Below are 16,396 nucleotides of genomic sequence, written 5' to 3'. Positions count from 1 at the left end.
GTGCGATCGGGGTCGGCTGGCTCATGATCGTGCTGCCCCTGCTCGGGGCCGCGGTGCTGCTGCTGGGCGGTCGCCGTACCGACAAATGGGGCCACTACTTCGGCGTGCTGATGGCGCTGGCGTCGTTCGTGGTCGCCGCGCTGGTCTTCTTCCAGCTGCTCGGGTTCGCGCCCGGGGAGCGCCGCCGCGGCGTGTCGCTGTATGAGTTCATCCCCGGCGTCGCCGACATGGGGCTGCTGATCGACCCGCTGTCGGTCTCGTTCGCGCTGCTGATCACCGGGGTCGGTTCGCTGATCCACATCTACTCGATCGGCTACATGTCGCACGACCACGACCGGCGCAGGTTCTTCGCCTACCTGAACCTGTTCGTGGCGGCCATGCTGCTGCTGGTGCTGGCCGACAACTACGTCGCGCTGTTTGTCGGCTGGGAGGGTGTCGGCCTGGCGTCGTACCTGCTGATCGGCTTCTGGCAGTTCAAGCCGACCGCGGCGACGGCCGCCAAGAAGGCGTTCGTGGTGAACCGGGTCGGCGACTTCGGCCTGCTCGTCGCGATCTTCATCATGTTCACCTCGTTCGGCTCGGTCGCCTTCGGCGAGGTCTTCGCCAAGGCGGGCGCGGAGTCGCAGGGCACGATCACCGCGATCGGCCTGCTGCTCTTGCTCGGCGCCTGCGGCAAGTCGGCCCAGCTGCCGCTGCAGTCCTGGTTGCTGGACGCGATGGAGGGCCCGACCCCGGTCTCCGCCCTCATCCACGCCGCCACCATGGTCACCGCCGGCGTCTACCTGGTGGTCCGCTCCGGCGCGGCCTTCTTCCCCGGCGAGGGCACGGCCTCCCTGGTCGTCACCATCGTCGGCGTGGCCACCCTGCTCGCCGGTGCGATCATCGGTACCGCCAAGGACGACATCAAGAAGGCCCTGGCCGGCTCCACGATGTCGCAGATCGGCTACATGATGCTCGCGGCCGGCCTCGGCCCGGTCGGGTACGCCTTCGCCATCGCGCACCTCATCTCGCACGGCTTCTTCAAGGCCAACCTGTTCCTCGGCGCCGGCTCGGTCATGCACGCCATGAACGACCAGGTCGACATGCGCAAGTACGGCGGCCTCCGCAAGTACCTGCCGATCACCTTCATCACCTTCTTCATCGGCTACCTGGCGATCATCGGGTTCCCGCTGCTGTCCGGCTACTTCACCAAGGACGGCATCATCGAGACCACGATGGAGCACAACGCGATCCTCGGCTGGCTGGCCGTGGTCGGCGCCGGCATCACCGGCTTCTACATGTCCCGCCTGGTCTTCATGACCTTCTTCGGGAAGGCCCGCTGGGACGAGGGCGTCAAGCCGCACGAGTCGCCGGCCGTGATGACCTGGCCGCTGATCCTGCTGGCCATCGGCTCGGTCGTGCTCGGCGCCTTCCTGATCGTGGGTAACCGCCTCATGATCTTCCTCGGCCCCGCGGTCGGCCGCCCCGAGGAGCTGCCGGAGTTCCACGCGGTCAGCCCGGTCGGCCTGGCCACCCTGGCCCTGGTCGCGCTCGGCGCGGCCTACGCCTGGCTCAAGTACGGCCGCCAGGAGGTCCCCGCGGTCGCCCCGCGCGGCTCCGTGCTCACCACCTTCGCCCGCCGCGACCTGTACGGCGACGCCCTCAACGAGGCGCTCTTCATGCGCCCCGGCCAGTGGCTGACCCGGCTCGCCGTCTGGTTCGACAACCGCGGCATCGACGGCCTGGTGAACGGCCTGGCAGCGGGCATCGGCGGCACCTCCGGACGGCTGCGGCGCATCCAGACCGGCTACGTCCGCTCGTACGCGCTGTCAATATTCGTCGGCGCGGCCATCCTGGCCGGCGCCTGGTTCGTCGTAGGGACCTTGTGATGCCCTGGCTCTCGATATTGATGGGCGTGTCCGTGCTGGGCGCGCTGGGCGTGGCGTTCGTCAAGAACGACAAGCTCGCCAAGCAGGCCACCCTGGCGGTGTCCCTGGTCGTGATGGTGCTCACCATCGTGATGACCGTCCAGTTCAGCCCGAACGGCGACCGCTTCCAGTTCGCCGAGACCTACGACTGGATCCCCGCCTTCGGCGTGCACTACGCGGTCGCCGTGGACGGGGTCGCGCTGGTGCTGATCCTGCTGTCGGCCATCCTGGTGCCGATCGTGGTGCTGGCCTCCTGGCATGACGCCGAGGCGGGCAAGCGGTCGGTCCGGACGTACTTCGCGCTGCTGCTGGTGCTGGAAGCGATGATGATCGGCGTCTTCGCGGCGACCGACGTCTTCCTCTTCTACGTGTTCTTCGAAGCCATGCTGATCCCGATGTACTTCATGATCGGGTCTTACGGCGGGGCGCAGCGCTCGTACGCGGCGGTCAAGTTCCTGCTGTACTCGCTGTTCGGCGGCCTGCTCATGCTGGTGGCCGTGATCGCGCTGTACGTGGTCGCGGACAAGGGCACCTTCCTGTTCCCCCAGCTGATCGGCGCGATCACCGACCCGACCACGCAGAAGTGGCTGTTCCTCGGCTTCTTCATCGCGTTCGCGATCAAGGCTCCGCTCTGGCCGTTCCACACCTGGCTGCCCGACGCCGCCGCGCAGGCCCCGGCCGGCGCGGCCGTGCTCCTGGTCGGCGTGCTGGACAAGGTCGGCACGTACGGCATGCTGCGGTTCTGCCTGGAGCTGTTCCCCGAGGCCTCTGCCTGGGCGACCCCGGTCGTCATGACGCTGGCCGTGATCGGGATCGTGTACGGGGCCGTCGTGGCCATAGGGCAGACCGACATCAAGCGCCTGATCGCGTACACGTCGATCTCGCACTTCGGCTTCATCGCGATGGGCGTCTTCGCGATGACCCAGAACTCGATGACCGGCTCCGCCCTCTACATGGTCAACCACGGCTTCTCCACCGGGGCGCTGTTCCTGATCGCCGGGTTCCTGATCTACCGGCGCGGCTCGCACTTCATCGCCGACTACGGCGGCGTCCAGAAGGTCGCCCCCATCCTGGCGGGCACCTTCCTGGTGGCCGGGCTCTCCGGGCTCTCGCTGCCCGGCCTCAGCCCGTTCGTCAGCGAGTTCCTGGTGCTGGTGGGGACCTTCGAGAAGCACGCGGTGTTCGCCGTCATCGCCGCCACCGGCGTGGTGCTGGCCGCCATCTACATCCTGTGGATGTACCAGCGGACCATGAACGGCCCGACCGCCGAGTCGGTCCAGACCATGCCGGACCTGAACAGCAGGGAACGCTGGGTGGTCGGTCCGCTCGTCGCCCTCATCATCGTGCTCGGCTTCTTCCCGAAGCCACTGCTCGACGTCATCAACCCGTCGGTCAAGGAGACGGTCACCAACGTCTCGGTGACCACCCCCGCGGCCGTCGCTAAGGAGGGCCAGTGAACACCATCACGGCTCCCGCCATCGAGTACCTTCAGCTCGCGCCGCTGCTGATCGTCTTCGGCGCGGGCATCCTGGGCGTGCTCGTGGAGGCGTTCGCCCCGCGCTACCTGCGCAGGGCGATGCACATCCCGCTCACCCTGCTCTCCCTGGCCGGCGCGTTCGCGCTGGTCATCGTGCAGACCATCAAGGGCGTGCCGACCAAGCCGTCGGCCATGGGCGCGGTCGCCGTGGACGGCCCCACCCTGTTCATCTGGGGCACCATCCTGGTGCTGGCCTTCATCAGCCTGCTCCTGCTGAACGACGAGGACCACTTCGTCCCCGCCGCCTCGGCCGTGCCCGGCTCCGCCGAGGAGGAGCGCGCCCTCATCGAGGGCAACGTGCACACCGAGGTCTACCCGCTGGCCCTGTTCGCCATCGGCGGCATGCTCCTCTTCCCGGCCTCCAACGACCTGCTCATCATGTTCGTCGCCCTGGAAGTCATGTCCCTGCCGCTCTACCTGCTCTGCGGCCTGGCCCGCCGGCGCCGCCTCCTGTCCCAGGAGTCGGCGATGAAGTACTTCCTGCTCGGCGCGTTCTCATCGGCCTTCTTCCTGTACGGCACCGCCCTCCTGTACGGCTACGCCGGCTCGGTCGACCTGGCCAAGATCAGCACCGCGCTCAGCGCCAACGTCGGCCAGGACGCCCTGCTCTTCACCGGCGCGGCCCTGCTCGGCGTCGGCCTGCTCTTCAAGATCGGCGCCGCGCCCTTCCAGGCCTGGAAGCCCGACGTCTACCAGGGCGCCCCCACCCCCGTCACCGCCCTGATGGCCTCCGGCACCCTGGTCGCCGCCTTCGGCGCCCTGCTCCGGGTGTTCTGGGTCGCCATCGGCGAGCTCGACTGGGACTGGAGCCCCATCATGTGGGGGGTGGCCATCCTGACTATGGTCGTCGGCGCGATCCTGGCCATCACCCAGACCGACATCAAGCGCATGCTCGCCTACTCCTCGATCGCGCACGCCGGCTTCCTGCTGGTCGGCGTGGTCGCCATCGGCGACGCCAAGCAGAACGCGACCGCGCTCGCCGCGATCCTGTTCTACCTGGCCGTCTACGGCATCGCCTCGATCGGCGCGTTCGCCATCGTCACCATGGTCCGCGACGCGGGCGGCGAAGCCTGGCACCTGTCCCGCTGGGCCGGCCTCGGCAAGCGCTCGCCCAAGCTGGCAGGACTGTTCGCCTTCTTCCTGCTCGCCTTCGCCGGAATCCCGCTCACCAGCGGCTTCTTCGGCAAGTACGCGGTCTTCCAGGCCGCCGTCGCGGGCGGCGCGGTCCAGCTCGTGGTGGTCGGCGTGGTGGCCTCGGCCGTGGCCGCGTTCTTCTACGTCCGCGTCATCGTCCTGATGTTCTTCAACGACCCCGCTCCCGACGGGCCGACCGTCGTGCTGCCCTCCTGGGGCACGGCGAGCGTTGTCGGGTTCGCCGCATTGGCTACGGTAGTGCTGGGGGTCTTCCCGCAGCCCGTACTTGACCTGGCTCAGTCGGCTGCGGGTTCGTTGTTCGTCCGTTAGGAGCTTGCACCATGGCCGCGCCGCCCGTTGTTGATCTGCCCGTCGTCGACGAGCGGCTGGCCGAGGACCTGGCCACCGGGCTGGCCGCCGTGGAGCGGCTGCTCAGGACCTGTGTGGAGAGTGAGGACGCCTTCGTGACGGAGGCGTCCAAACATCTCATCGAGGCCGGGGGTAAGCGGTTCCGGGCCATGCTGGTGCTGCTGGCCGCGCAGTTCGGCGAGCCGGGCGCGGGGGCGGTGGTGCCCGGCGCGGTGGTGATGGAACTCACCCACCTGGCCACGCTGTACCACGACGACGTGATGGACGAGGCGGCCATCCGCCGGGGCTCCGCCTCGGCCAACGCCCGCTGGAACAACACGGTCGCCATCCTCACCGGCGACTACCTGTTCGCCCAGGCCGCCGACCTGCTCGCCGACCTCGGCCCGGAAGCGGTCCGGATCCAGGCCAGGACGTTCTCCCGGCTGATCCGCGGCCAGATCAGGGAGACCATCGGCCCCGCGCCCGACGCCGACCCGATCACCCACTATCTGAGCGTGCTCTCCGACAAGACGGGCTCGCTGATCGCCACGTCGGGCCGGTTCGGCGCCCTGCTGTCCGGCGCGTCCGAGGACGTCATCGGCCGGCTCACCAGCGCCTGCGAGGCCATCGGCATCGCCTGGCAGCTCGGCGACGACCTGATCGACGTGGCTTCCGAGACGGTCGGCTCCGGCAAGACCCCCGGGACGGACCTGCGGGAAGGCATCCGCACGCTGCCGGTTCTGTACGCGTTGGGGTCGACGTCGCCGGCGGAAGCCCGGTTGCGGGCGCTCATCTCCGCGCCGGTGGCCGAATCGGATGTCGACGAGGCGCTGTTCCTGCTGCGGGACAGCGACGCGCTCAAGCGGGCGCGGGGCGACTTGCTGCGCTGGGCCGATCGCGGGAAGACCGAACTGGCCGGGCTGCCGGACATCCCCGCCCGGGCAGCCCTGATGTACCTGTGCGACTACGTGGTCGAACGCTCGGGCTGAGGTCCCGCTAGCCGCTGCGCGCGGTCAGCGCCGCTTCCGGAAGCTCTTCCTCGTCCGGCTGCTTGGCCGCGCGCCGGACGGCCAGGCCGTTGCGCAGGCTGTCCCAGGTGAAGACGCACAGGGCCAGCCAGACGACCGCGAATCCGGCCCATCTGCTGGCGGGCATCGACTCGTGCGCGATGAACACGCCGACCAGGAACTGGATCACCGGGGCGATGTACTGCATCATCCCGACGATGCTCATCGGGACCCGGATGGCCGCCGCGGTGAAGGCGAGCAGCGGGATGGCGGTGACGATTCCGCCGCCCACCAGCAGCAGGGCGTGGCCCACGCCCTGCCGGCCGAAGGTGTTCTCGCCGCCCAGCGTCCACAGGTAGACCAGCGCCGGGATCAGCAGGACCACGGTCTCCACCGTCAGGCTCTCGGCCGCGCCGACGTTGGCGGTCTTCTTGAGCAGGCCGTACATGCCGAAGGAGAAGGCCAGGGTGAGGGCGATCCAGGGGAGCCTGCCGTACGCGAGGGTGAGGATGACCACGGCCAGGGCGCCCAGGCCGACGGCGATCCACTGCCAGCGGCGCAGCCGCTCCCGGAAGACGACGACGCCGAACAGGATGTTGACCAGCGGGCCGATGAAGTAGCCCAGCGCGCTCTCGACGACGTGGCCGGTGTTGACCGCGTAGATGTAGGTGCCCCAGTTGACCGAGATCAGCACCGCGGCCAGGGTGAGCAGGAGAAGTTGGCGGCGGGTGATGGTCCGGATCCAGCCCCAGTGGCGGCGTACCAGCAGGACCGCGACGACGGCGACCAGCGACCACACCATGCGATGCGCCAGGATCTCCACCGCCGAGGACGGCTTCAGCAGTGGCCAGTACAGCGGAAAGAGGCCCCACATGGTGTAGGCCGCAATCCCATACCAAAGACCCCGACGTAGTTCAGGCATGTGCCCCAGTTTGACTGCTTACGCCGTTAACCACAAATAAGCAAACCTTCCGTGACTCTTAAGCACAGCTAACCCATGCGGCGTTCGGGGAAACGCGAACCTCCGCCGCGTACGGAGAGTTGAGATTCCAATTTGCTGGGGGCGAGGCGCCACCATCAGCAGTACTTGGAGAAGAACCCCAACGGCCACTGCGGCGGCAGCTGTCCGACGGGACTGCCCACCTCACCGGACGAACATCGGCCGTCGAAACGGGACCTCTTGAGTGATCAAGGGGTCCCCTTCACGTTTCCCACAGGCAGGACATCGGCAGAGCCCGCATCCGGTCGCCGAACGGAAGCACCTCCCGGCCGGCGTACATGACGAAACCCGCGATGAGCCGGTCACCTATCTTCCGGGCAAGATGCTGAAGCCCTTGGAAATCGTCCGCTCGCACGGTCTCGCTCGCCTTGACCTCAATACCGGCGATCTCCCCGGAGGCGCGTTCCAGAACGGCGTCCACCTCGACACCGTCGCGGTCACGGTAGTGGTGGAGGCGTACCGGTTCCTCGGCCCAGGACAGCTGGCGAGCGAGCTCCCCGAGGACGAAGTTCTCCAGCAACGGCCCGATGGGCGCGGCGACGTCGGTGGCCCGGGCGGGCGTGAGTCCCGCCAGATGCGCTCCCAGACCGGAATCCACGACGAGGAGTTTCGGCGTCGCGACCGCTCGCGTCGTGGCGTTGGACGACCAGGCGGGTATCCGCCTGACGAGGTAGACCAGGTCGAGCAGGTCGACGTACCGTTTCACGGTGTTGCGGGGGAGGCCGAGGTCGCGGCTGATGTTGTCGATCACAAGCAGCCCGCTCATCCTCCCGCACAGGACGTTCAGCAGGCGCCGCATGTCCGTCGGCCGCTCGATGTCGGAGACCTGCTTGACGTCCCGGTTGATGAGGTCGGAGATGTAGGACTCGAAGAAGCGGGCCCGCCGCCGGTGTGTGGGGCGGTGGACGGCCTCTGGGTATCCCCCGCGCAACGCGCGATCGAGGTAGTCGGACCGGCGGAACCTCGATGCGCGAATATTGATGTCCGCTCCCCCGCGGAAGACCGCGTCGACGAATCCGTCGGGACGTTGCTCGATCTCTCCTTGGGAGAGTGGCCACAGTTCGATCGTCTCGGACCGTCCCGGAAGCGCGTCGGGAAGGTCGCGCAGCCCGAGCAGGCGAGCCGAGCCCGTCAGGAGGAAACGACCAGGGCGGGGGTCCGCGTCCACTTCGCGCTTGATGGACAACAGGAGATCGGGGACACGCTGGATCTCATCGATGAGCAGCAGCCCGTCGTGCTGGACGATACCGTCCGGGTCATGTCTTGCCGCCGCGCGTACGGCGGCTTGGTCCAGGTAGATTTCGCGGACCCGGTCGACCTGTGGACGATGGACCGGGCAAGGGTGCTCTTGCCGACCTGTCGGGCTCCATTGATCACCACTACTCGGGTGTCCGCCAGAGCTTCTCTCGCCATCGCTTCGGCGCGACGGGGGAACAGGGTGAGTTCGTCGATGTCCACGGCGTGATCATAAGCTGGCCATCGCAAGACGCGTGGCAGATCTGCCGGAATGGTGATGGCAGATCTGCCGAACCCTCGATGGCGGTTCTGCCGCTGTCGCTATGTGCTGGGTACTGGGAGTTGGTCGGCACTGGGGTGGCTTGCCCCCAGCGGTGAGGCGTAGTCCCGCACCCGTTGGGACCGGAGTCGCGTGTCCTAGCGGACTGACGTTCGGAGAGGTATGACCTGGTAGGACGTCGTTAAGTTGGTCCGGGGTTGATCGCGGGGCTTCGCTGTGTTCGGTGACGGCTTGGATCAGCCGGAACCGGGGTGCGGCCGGGCTGGTGGGCCGGCCACAGTTCTACCGTGCCGCTGCGGAGTCCGACGGCGATGGTGTCCTCGTCCGGGCTGAAGGCGAGCGAGATGGGCAACCCTGCGGTGCTGAAGGTGGCGGTGTTCCCGCGGGTGGTCGCGTCCCACAGGCGTACCGTGTTGTCGTGGCTGGTTGTGGCGATGGTTCTGCCGTCGGGGCTGAAAGCCACCGCGGTGATGACGTGAGAGTGGCCGGTGAGGGTGCCGATGACGTTGCTGCCGGTCGCGTCCCACAGCTGCACCCTGTCGCTCAGGCTGCTGGTGGCGAGGGTCGTGCCATCGGGGCTGAAGATCACCAAGTCGCAGAAGCCGTTGGGACCGTCGTTGAGGACGGCGATGGTCTTGCGGCTGGCCACGTCCCAGAGTCGCCCGCGGTTGATGCTGCCGGTGGCGAGGGTCTTGCCGTCGGGGCTGAAGGCCACCGAGGCGACAGGACTCGTGTAGCCCATGAGGCCGGCCAGCGGCGCGGGGCCGCCACCGGTGAGGACGATGGCCACCGGGACGCTGAAAACGGCCAGGGCGAGCCCGGTCAGCAGGATGCGACGCCGAGTCGGACGCCCACCGGTATCGGGCACGGCCCACGTGGTCGTGCGACCAGCGACGGGAGAGGCCGTCACCTGGTCGCCGTCCGCCGTCCCATCGTCCAGGTACCGCCTGGTCGTACCAGGGGAAGATGGTCGCGGGCGCAGGTCCGGGACGGCCGCGTTCGCGGGCGGGATCGGCTGGGTGGTGATGCCACGCAGCGCCAGCGCGGCCTGCTCGGCGTCGAGGCGCTCGGCCGGGTCTCTGCGTAACAGCCCGGCCAGCACCGGAGCCAGCGCTCCGGCATGCGCCGGTGGCGCGGGCTCCTGACTGGGCAGCGCCGCCAGGACCGCCATCACGTTGCTGCCGGTGTACGGCGGGCCGCCCTCGACCGCCGCGTACAACGTCGCCCCCGGCGACCAGAGGTCCCAGGCCGGCGTGACCGGGAGGCCATGCGCCTGCTCCGGCGCCATGAACGCCGGCGTGCCCAGCAGCATCCCCGAACCGGTCAGCGTGGCGTCCCCGGCCAGGCTGGCGAGCCCGAAATCGGTGATGACCACCCGGCTGCCCATCAGCAGCACGTTGGCCGGTTTCAGATCACGGTGCACGACCCCGGCCGCGTGCGCTTCGGTCAGCGCGTCGCCATGAGCACGCCGATCCGGGCGACCTCCGCCGGCGCCAGCCGCCCTTCTTGGGCGATCCGCTGCTGCAGCGAGTGGCCGCGGACGAACTCCATCACGATCATCGGGACGCCGTCGCGGATGATCACGTCGTGGATGGTGATGATTCCTGGATGGTTCAGCCGGGCGGGCCGAGCGCGCCTCACGCATCGCCCGCTTGCCGGACACCTCACGTTCGGCGGCGTCTATCGCGGGCGGGAAGAGGATCTCCTTGACCGCGACCTCGCGATTCAGCATCTCGTCCCGGCCGCGCCAGACCCGGCTCATCCCGCCGGCCCCTACCGGCTGGACCAGCCGGTAGCGTCCGCCGACGAGTTCCCGTCCTCGCTCACGATCGGGACAATAATCACGGTTGATAACGAAACGGCACACACCTTCACGCAGTCGATCAGTAGGCGCACTGCACCACGACGTCGTCGAGATCGACCTGCGCGGCGTGCCAGTACGGGTTCCGCTGCACCACGGCGAACCGCAGCACGACGTCGGAGCGTCGCGCGGTCCAGCTCACCGTCTGGAGCTCCCAGCCGTGGACCCAGTCCTGGGTTATCGACTTCAGCGCGATGTACGTCCACGTGTCGGGGTCGATCACCTCAAGGTTGAACTGGGCCTGCTCCCCCCACAACTCCGTCCAGACGCCGGCGGTGCATCGCGCCCCCGGGTGAGCGCTCACCGGCGTGAGCCGGATGGTCCGCCCGAGCGCGCACCAGTCGCCCCCGGTGTAGGCCCACATGCTGGCCCAGCCGCTCCCCGTACGCGGCGTGCTCGACAGGCCGCCGAACACGGGCCCGCCGCACCCCCCGCTCACGGTGAACGTCCATCTGGACGCCGGATTTGTCGACGGCTCGAACCCGTCGGTGAGCTGCCAGATCCCGGCGGACGCGGGCCCCGCCGGCACGAGAACCGCCCCGACGGCGAGGACCACCGCCATCAACGCACGCGACAATGCTGAGCGCATGTGAACTCCCACGTCTCGACCAGAAACCACGGCACATGGTCCACGTCGAGAGGGCGCCACTCGTGAGTTTGGCCAGGCCGAGCGTCATGGTCAGCGAGACCAGGCGTTGCTGGGCGCCGTCGTGCAGGTCCCGCTCGATCCGCCGCCGCTCGGCCTCGAAGGCCTCCACCAGCCGGGTCCTGGACCGGGTGAGCTCGATGACCCGCTGCGCCTCGTCGCTCTCCCGCGAGCCGAGCAGCACGCGGGCCAGCATGCCGTGGAACACCGCGAGCGCCGTCAGCGGATAGACGAAGAGGGCGAGCATGCCCGCCCCCAGCAGCCCCACGGCGAACGCCTGCGGATAGTTGTCGATCGGCAGGACCTTGAGCAGCCTGAACCCGCCCGTCTCCGCCAGTGCCATGGGCGCGGACAGGGCCACCATGAACACGGTGATTCCGTACACCACGGCCAGGAGCTCCATCGGCCAGAGCACGGTGACCAGCAGGCCGGTGTAGGCCAGTTCCCGCCAGGTGGCCTGCTCGGTGAAGCGGAGCCGGGCCCAGGCGACGAGCCCCGGCTGGTCGGGCAGCCGGTGCGGCGAGGCCACCGGCGCCGAGTCGACGAGCCACAGGCGGCGTCGTTCCATCGCGCCGACCGGGATCCCGGTGAGCCCCAGCACGACCAGGAGCGGGATGCCCACCAGCACCAGCGTCAGCACCGCGCCCGTGATCAGGGCCATCAGGACCACCACGAGCGTGACCGCGCCGACGACGGCGCTCGTTAGCAGATAGGCGAGCGAACGCCACGGCCAGATCGTGGCCAGCAGGTTCCACCGGGTGAGCGCCGGCCAGGCCGGATGGGATCGCACCTCATGACAGTGCGGCCCGCGCGGGAGTGCTCCCCATCAGGCCAGACCCCCTTCCGGGGTATGGCCAGGCATACCCAGAAGACTAGGTCCTGGGGCTCTGCGCCCGGCACCCCCGCGACGGTTCCATTGACCGCATGAACGAGACAGCGGTGGCCCCTGACCTGCGGGCATTCATGGCGGTCGCCCTCCGCAAGCAGGGCGTGGTGGGCGCGATCGCCCCGAGTTCACGGGCGCTGGCCAGGGCGCTGACGGCGGTGGTGCCGACGGGTGGCACGCCGGTGGTGGTGGAACTGGGGCCGGGCACCGGCTCGATCAGCGAGGCCATCAGGGCGCGGACGGCCCCCGGAGCGCGCCTGCTGGCGGTGGAGATCGAACCCGGCCTGGCCGGGCACCTGCGCCGGACCAAACCCTGGCTGGAGACCATCCACGGCGACGCGGCCGAGCTCGGCGAGCTTCTGGCCGGCGCCGGGGTCGACCGGGTGGACGCGGTGGTCAGCACGTTGCCCTGGTCGCTGTTCCCCGGCGAGCGGCAGGCCAGGATCGTCGGCGAGATCGGCAGGGTGCTCGCCCCCGGAGGAGCGTTCACGACTGTCACCTACCTGCACGCGGTGCCGCTCGCCGGGGCCAGGGCCTTCCGGCGGCGGCTGCGGGCGGCCTTCGACGAGGTGCTGACGACCGGGCCGGTCTGGTGGAACCTTCCGCCGGCGATGGCGTACGTGTGCCGTAGGCCGGTAGTCCATGGCTGACCTGCTGGGCCAGCTCTCCCCGCCGCTGCTGCTGGCCGTGGCGTGGGTGCTGCTGCTGGCCGAGGCCGGGCTGCTGGTGGGCGTCGCGTTGCCGGGGACGAGCGTGCTTGTCGCGCTCGGGTACTTCTCGCATCTGGGGGTTGTGCCGCTGGGCGGGGCGGTCGCGGTGGCGGCGTGCGCGGCCGTGGTCGGCACGCAGGTCTCCTACCTGTGGGGACGCCGCCGGGAGGGGGCTCCCTCCTTTCACCGGCTCGCGCCTGGGCGCTGGGATCGGCCGCGGGAGCTGGTCGGCCGGTACGGGGGCTGGGCAGTGGCGGGTGGGCAGTGGTTCGGCAGTGCCCTTACGCTGACGCCCCGGTTGGCGGGGTGGGCGGGCATGCCGTACCGCACCTTCGTGACCGTCAGCCTGCCCACCGCCTGTGCCTGGGCGTCGACGCTGGTAACCCTCAGTTACCACCTCGCGCCGGAGATCATCCAGCAGGTCACCACGCATCTGACCATCGCCGGGCCGGCGCTGGTCGCGGTCTGGCTCCTGGTCGCCTGGGTGCTACGCGCCCGGCTCAGGCCGGGGGCCGGAGCCGGGCGCCGAGGCGTTCGTAGCGGGTACGCAGGGCCGGAACGCCGCCGATGATTCAGTGCCAGTCGCTGATCGCCACGTCCCGCGGCGCCGGAGCGCCCTCGCCGGTCTCCACCAGGGACTTCAGGCTCATCAGGAACGTGCCCCACTTGGTGCTGCAGTGGTGCATGAACTCCACCGGCTCCCGCCAGCCCTGGTGCTTGAACAGCACGATCGTGTAGTCGCCGTCCTGGCGGAGGTCCCAGTCGATCGTCGTCCCGACCCATTCCTCCGGGCCGTCGACCACCCGCCACGCCACCCGCTCGGACGGCCGCAGCTCGACGACCTCCATGTCGAAGCCACCGACCGGGAACCGGAACGCGAGTACGCCGCCGACGTCGCCGCTTCCCTTCGTGTCGTCGGTCCACCAGGCGGCGAGGCCCTCGACGGTCGTCAGCGCGTCGTACACCTTGTCCGGTGCCGGGGTCTTGACCCCGATCCTGTGCAGAATGTCCACCATCTCGGCTCTCCTTTGATCTTGTCAGTCCTGTTGGGCGCGCTGGATCGCCTCGGCGATCCGCTTGATCCGCCGCAGCCGGGCGTCCCACGCCGACCCGACCGACGCCAGCTGGGCCACCGCGCGGGCGAGCTGGGCGTCGTCCACCCGGTACCGCTTCTCCCGGCCGGCCGGCGTCGCCCGTACCAGGCCGACCCGGTCGAGCACGCCCAGATGCTTGGCCACCGCCTGACGGGTGACCGGCAACTGCTGGCTCAGCGTGGTCGCGGTGCCGCCGCCTTCGACGAGCAGCAGGTCGAGCATTCGCCGCCGGGTCGGATCCCCGATCGCGGACCAGAGTTCGTCGTCGACCTTCTCGGCCGTCGCGGTGCTCACGGCCGCACCTTCAGCGTCGCGACGTACGCCGTCAGCCGCGGCAGATAGAAGTCCCAGCCGGTGAAGTGATCCTGGTACTGCTGCTCCAGGACGGCGACCTCCCAGCCCATCTCACGGAAGCCGGTCTCGGTCATCTTGAGCAGCGTCCCGCCACCCGACGGCGTCAGATCGAAGGTGACCAGCAGCGAGTTACCCTCCGCCGCGACCTCTCCGTCCGGATGCGTCCACCGAAACGAGAACGTCCGCGGCGGCACCACGTCAACGACACTGAACGCCACCACCGTCCCCCCGGCGTCCCGGTCACCGAAAACAATCTCCCCCCTCGACCCGGGCGTCGCCTCATACCGAGCGTCATCCGGCCACCACTCCTTCAGATGATCGGGACTACTCACCACCTCGAAGACGACCTCCGGCGACGCCTCGACGAAGACCTCACGCTCGATGGTTCCGAACTCCATGACACCCTCCTGCAACGTTTGGTTGCGCATCAGGCTAGCCGGTAACCTCACATCCCGCAACCATCAGTTGCGCTTCTGGGGGTGTGGCAGTCGCGGGGCGACTCGTTGATAGGGGTGTGGAATCGAACGGAGTGACGGATGCGCGTTATCTGCACTGCTGGGTGCGCGGCATCAGTTCGACTAGGCAGTCGTAGAGCTTGGGCGTTCGTCTCAAAGGAGATAAAAACCTCTTGGCGTAACGATTGCCCATTCTCGGGTTCGCTGGGCTCGCACCACTAGTTGGGATGTGCGATTATCGCACCATGAAGGACTCGCGCGAGTGGGCGGATGTGGGCGAGCGGGTGCGTCAGTGTCGCATCGCGGCCGACATGTCGCAGGATCAGCTTGCGGCGTTCTTGAATCTCGACCGGACGATGATCGTCAAGATCGAGCGGGGCGTTCGTCGCGTCGATGCGCTTGAACTCGCCAGGCTTTCAGCGGTCCTGAATGTCCCCCTGAGCTACTTCCTGAACCCGCAACCGCTGGTTGTGTCAAGGCGGGGAGAACTGGCCGACGATACGGTTACCGATGCCACGCGGCAGTCGTATCGCTTGGAGGTCGCCCTATCTGCCTGGCTGTCTGACATCCGGCAACTCATCGAGCTCGGTGAATTCTCCCCAACCGAGATCGAGCGGTATCCGGAGTCGATTCAGGATGTGGCAGATGCCCGCGCGGCTGCGCTTTGGGTGAGAAGTCGGCTCGCTCTCGGCTCAGACCCCATCGATTCGCTGATGGCGGTTTGTGAGCGGCTGGGGCAGTTGGTCGCGGTGGTTGAAGTGCCGGGAGAAGGCGCCTCCTTGATCGACGATGATCTCGCTGTCGCGGTTGTCAGCAGGCACGGTGATCCCGGACGTCGTCGCGCTACCGCAGCACATGAACTAGGCCACCTGATCGTCGGTGACGAGTACTCCACTGATATAGGCATTCATGTTTCCCGTGATGGCAGAGAAGCGATTGTTGATGCCTTCGCCGCGGAGCTTCTCCTTCCGACTGAAGCATGCCGTGCCGCATGTTCGGCCGGAACGGCCGGGCGAGAGAGTTTGGTGGCTCTCGCGGCACGCTTCAGAACTTCCTGGTCGTTGACGGTGCGGCAAGCCTTTGATGCGGGAGTCATCAATAGAAATGCCGCAACTGAGATGCGCCGTAAGAATCCGACGCGTGCAGAGCTGATGGAGGCGGTCGGATGGGCTCCCCAGCCAGATCTGGAAGCGGTTCGAGTGCCACCGCGCTACGCGCATGCGGTGATGGAATCCTATAAGAAGGCCTTAGTAACGGAATCTCGCGCTGTTGAGCTTATGCGAGGCCAGATCGTGGCAGCCGACCTGCCGCCGCGTGATGATGCGGATCTTGAACCTTGACCAGCTCCGCCTTGGTGTTCGACGCGATGTGTCTGAATCATTTTGCTCGTGCCGAACGCCTCGATGTGCTGCGCGACCTTCTGGCGGGCGTACCCTGCCTGACCACCCATGTTGTCCGTGAAGAGCTACGTGTGGGAATGCACGAACATCCGCTTCTTCAAGTAGTGCTGGATGCGGATTGGCTTGAGGTCGCACGGCTCGACTCACTGGACGAGATAAAGTGCTTCGCAAAATGGGTGCAACGTATTGGTTCCTCTGAGCGCAACCTCGGAGAGGCCAGCGTATTTTCGGCGGCCGAACTGACTCGGGGAACCGCTATCACTGACGATCGTGAAGCGGTGAGCGTAGGCAGGGCTCACGGCTTGGATGTGCACGGCACCTTGTGGATCCTTGCCCGCGCGTGGTTCGACGGTAAACTTACCGAAGTCTCTGCCGGTAATATCGTGGACGTACTCAGATCGACTGGAATGCGGTTGCCGTGTCCTGGCTCGGCTTTCGGTTCCTTTGTCCGCAGCAATATCAGCCGCTGATGCGGCGAGAGGGTGCGTAACTCGCTGCCGCTGGTAGGTTTCCGGGATGTTCTCGTTACTTGAACCTCCAC

17 protein-coding genes are annotated in these 16,396 nt (G+C 68.0%); 8 read left to right on the top strand and 9 right to left on the bottom strand.

Annotated features, from left to right (window positions below):
- Window positions 1-23 precede the first annotated feature (23 nt).
- From nuoL to Acor_RS20865, 4 genes are read left to right on the top strand one after another with little or no spacing between them, the layout of a single operon-like run.
- Complete coding sequence (gene nuoL / locus Acor_RS20880) at window positions 24-1,868, top strand: NADH-quinone oxidoreductase subunit L (RefSeq protein ID WP_155338482.1); 1,845 nt, start codon at window positions 24-26, stop codon at window positions 1,866-1,868.
- Window positions 1,868-3,364 (top strand): NADH-quinone oxidoreductase subunit M, encoded by a 1,497-nt coding sequence (locus Acor_RS20875; protein WP_155338387.1) that lies wholly within the window; start codon window positions 1,868-1,870, stop codon window positions 3,362-3,364. Before nuoL ends, Acor_RS20875 begins: the two co-directional genes overlap by 1 nt.
- Complete coding sequence (gene nuoN / locus Acor_RS20870; RefSeq protein ID WP_155338386.1) at window positions 3,361-4,908, top strand: NADH-quinone oxidoreductase subunit NuoN; 1,548 nt, start codon at window positions 3,361-3,363, stop codon at window positions 4,906-4,908. The genes Acor_RS20875 and nuoN overlap by 4 nt, the downstream gene beginning before the upstream one ends.
- Before the next feature lie 11 nt (window positions 4,909-4,919).
- The gene (locus Acor_RS20865; RefSeq protein WP_155338385.1) at window positions 4,920-5,915 is read left to right on the top strand and encodes a polyprenyl synthetase family protein; all 996 of its coding nucleotides are present in this window, start codon (window positions 4,920-4,922) and stop codon (window positions 5,913-5,915) included.
- Between the two features lie 7 nt (window positions 5,916-5,922).
- Here the strand turns inward: Acor_RS20865 and rarD are convergent, their stop codons facing one another.
- The 6 genes from rarD to Acor_RS20840 all read right to left on the bottom strand — a co-directional run bounded on the left by rarD (window position 5,923) and on the right by Acor_RS20840 (window position 11,746).
- On the bottom strand, window positions 5,923-6,855 hold the full coding sequence (gene rarD / locus Acor_RS20860; protein WP_155338384.1) for an EamA family transporter RarD: 933 nt from the start codon (window positions 6,853-6,855) through the stop codon (window positions 5,923-5,925).
- A gap of 280 nt (window positions 6,856-7,135) precedes the next feature.
- A complete protein-coding gene (locus Acor_RS20855; RefSeq protein ID WP_281353247.1) occupies window positions 7,136-8,179 on the bottom strand; it encodes an ATP-binding protein in 1,044 nt (347 codons plus the stop codon).
- 451 nt (window positions 8,180-8,630) lie between these two features.
- Window positions 8,631-9,899, bottom strand: a complete 1,269-nt coding sequence (locus Acor_RS20850; RefSeq protein ID WP_281353246.1) for a WD40 repeat domain-containing serine/threonine protein kinase — start codon at window positions 9,897-9,899, stop codon at window positions 8,631-8,633.
- Entirely contained in the window at window positions 9,896-10,090 is a 195-nt protein-coding gene (locus Acor_RS42295; protein WP_170317015.1) for a hypothetical protein, read from the bottom strand. The genes Acor_RS20850 and Acor_RS42295 overlap by 4 nt, the downstream gene beginning before the upstream one ends.
- 242 nt (window positions 10,091-10,332) lie before the next feature.
- Window positions 10,333-10,533, bottom strand: coding sequence for a hypothetical protein (locus tag Acor_RS20845; protein WP_155338382.1), 201 nt, complete (start codon window positions 10,531-10,533; stop codon window positions 10,333-10,335).
- 1 nt (window position 10,534) lies between these two features.
- Window positions 10,535-11,746, bottom strand: a complete 1,212-nt coding sequence (locus Acor_RS20840) for a sensor histidine kinase (RefSeq protein WP_155338381.1) — start codon at window positions 11,744-11,746, stop codon at window positions 10,535-10,537.
- A gap of 134 nt (window positions 11,747-11,880) precedes the next feature.
- Here Acor_RS20840 and Acor_RS20835 point away from each other — a divergent pair, with 134 nt between their 5' ends.
- Together Acor_RS20835 and Acor_RS20830 are read left to right on the top strand one after the other, a co-directional pair.
- A complete protein-coding gene (locus Acor_RS20835; protein ID WP_155338380.1) occupies window positions 11,881-12,492 on the top strand; it encodes a class I SAM-dependent methyltransferase in 612 nt (203 codons plus the stop codon).
- Window positions 12,485-13,123, top strand: a complete 639-nt coding sequence (locus tag Acor_RS20830) for a DedA family protein (protein WP_155338379.1) — start codon at window positions 12,485-12,487, stop codon at window positions 13,121-13,123. The genes Acor_RS20835 and Acor_RS20830 overlap by 8 nt, the downstream gene beginning before the upstream one ends.
- 1 nt (window position 13,124) lies before the next feature.
- On the opposite strand, the gene Acor_RS20825 is transcribed toward Acor_RS20830, so the two are convergent.
- From Acor_RS20825 to Acor_RS20815, 3 genes are read right to left on the bottom strand one after another with little or no spacing between them, the layout of a single operon-like run.
- On the bottom strand, window positions 13,125-13,568 hold the full coding sequence (locus Acor_RS20825) for an SRPBCC family protein (protein ID WP_155338378.1): 444 nt from the start codon (window positions 13,566-13,568) through the stop codon (window positions 13,125-13,127).
- Between the two features lie 21 nt (window positions 13,569-13,589).
- The gene (locus Acor_RS20820) at window positions 13,590-13,940 is read right to left on the bottom strand and encodes an ArsR/SmtB family transcription factor (protein ID WP_155338377.1); all 351 of its coding nucleotides are present in this window, start codon (window positions 13,938-13,940) and stop codon (window positions 13,590-13,592) included.
- Window positions 13,937-14,398, bottom strand: a complete 462-nt coding sequence (locus tag Acor_RS20815) for an SRPBCC domain-containing protein (RefSeq protein WP_155338376.1) — start codon at window positions 14,396-14,398, stop codon at window positions 13,937-13,939. The genes Acor_RS20820 and Acor_RS20815 overlap by 4 nt, the downstream gene beginning before the upstream one ends.
- 302 nt (window positions 14,399-14,700) lie before the next feature.
- Here Acor_RS20815 and Acor_RS20810 point away from each other — a divergent pair, with 302 nt between their 5' ends.
- Together Acor_RS20810 and Acor_RS20805 are read left to right on the top strand one after the other, a co-directional pair.
- Complete coding sequence (locus Acor_RS20810; RefSeq protein ID WP_246238855.1) at window positions 14,701-15,795, top strand: helix-turn-helix domain-containing protein; 1,095 nt, start codon at window positions 14,701-14,703, stop codon at window positions 15,793-15,795.
- 14 nt (window positions 15,796-15,809) lie between these two features.
- On the top strand, window positions 15,810-16,325 hold the full coding sequence (locus Acor_RS20805; protein ID WP_479688458.1) for a PIN domain-containing protein: 516 nt from the start codon (window positions 15,810-15,812) through the stop codon (window positions 16,323-16,325).
- Window positions 16,326-16,396 lie beyond the last annotated feature (71 nt).

Source organism: Acrocarpospora corrugata, assembly GCF_009687845.1.
Taxonomy (GTDB): Bacteria; Actinomycetota; Actinomycetes; order Streptosporangiales; family Streptosporangiaceae; genus Acrocarpospora; species Acrocarpospora corrugata.
The sequence above is the reverse complement of the archived record's forward strand: the minus strand, read 5'-3'. Positions and strand labels throughout refer to the sequence as shown.

Excerpts from the sequence above, each read along its gene's own strand:
- nuoL (WP_155338482.1), top strand. The coding sequence starts at position 24 with ATGATCGTGCTGCCCCTGCTCGGGGCCGCGGTGCTGCTGCTGGGCGGT.
- Acor_RS20875 (WP_155338387.1), top strand. The coding sequence starts at position 1,868 with ATGCCCTGGCTCTCGATATTGATGGGCGTGTCCGTGCTGGGCGCGCTG.
- Acor_RS20865 (WP_155338385.1), top strand. The coding sequence starts at position 4,920 with ATGGCCGCGCCGCCCGTTGTTGATCTGCCCGTCGTCGACGAGCGGCTG.
- rarD (WP_155338384.1), bottom strand. The coding sequence starts at position 6,855 with ATGCCTGAACTACGTCGGGGTCTTTGGTATGGGATTGCGGCCTACACC.
- Acor_RS20835 (WP_155338380.1), top strand. The coding sequence starts at position 11,881 with ATGAACGAGACAGCGGTGGCCCCTGACCTGCGGGCATTCATGGCGGTC.
- Acor_RS20830 (WP_155338379.1), top strand. The coding sequence starts at position 12,485 with ATGGCTGACCTGCTGGGCCAGCTCTCCCCGCCGCTGCTGCTGGCCGTG.
- Acor_RS20825 (WP_155338378.1), bottom strand. The coding sequence starts at position 13,568 with ATGGTGGACATTCTGCACAGGATCGGGGTCAAGACCCCGGCACCGGAC.
- Acor_RS20815 (WP_155338376.1), bottom strand. The coding sequence starts at position 14,398 with ATGGAGTTCGGAACCATCGAGCGTGAGGTCTTCGTCGAGGCGTCGCCG.
- Acor_RS20810 (WP_246238855.1), top strand. The coding sequence starts at position 14,701 with ATGAAGGACTCGCGCGAGTGGGCGGATGTGGGCGAGCGGGTGCGTCAG.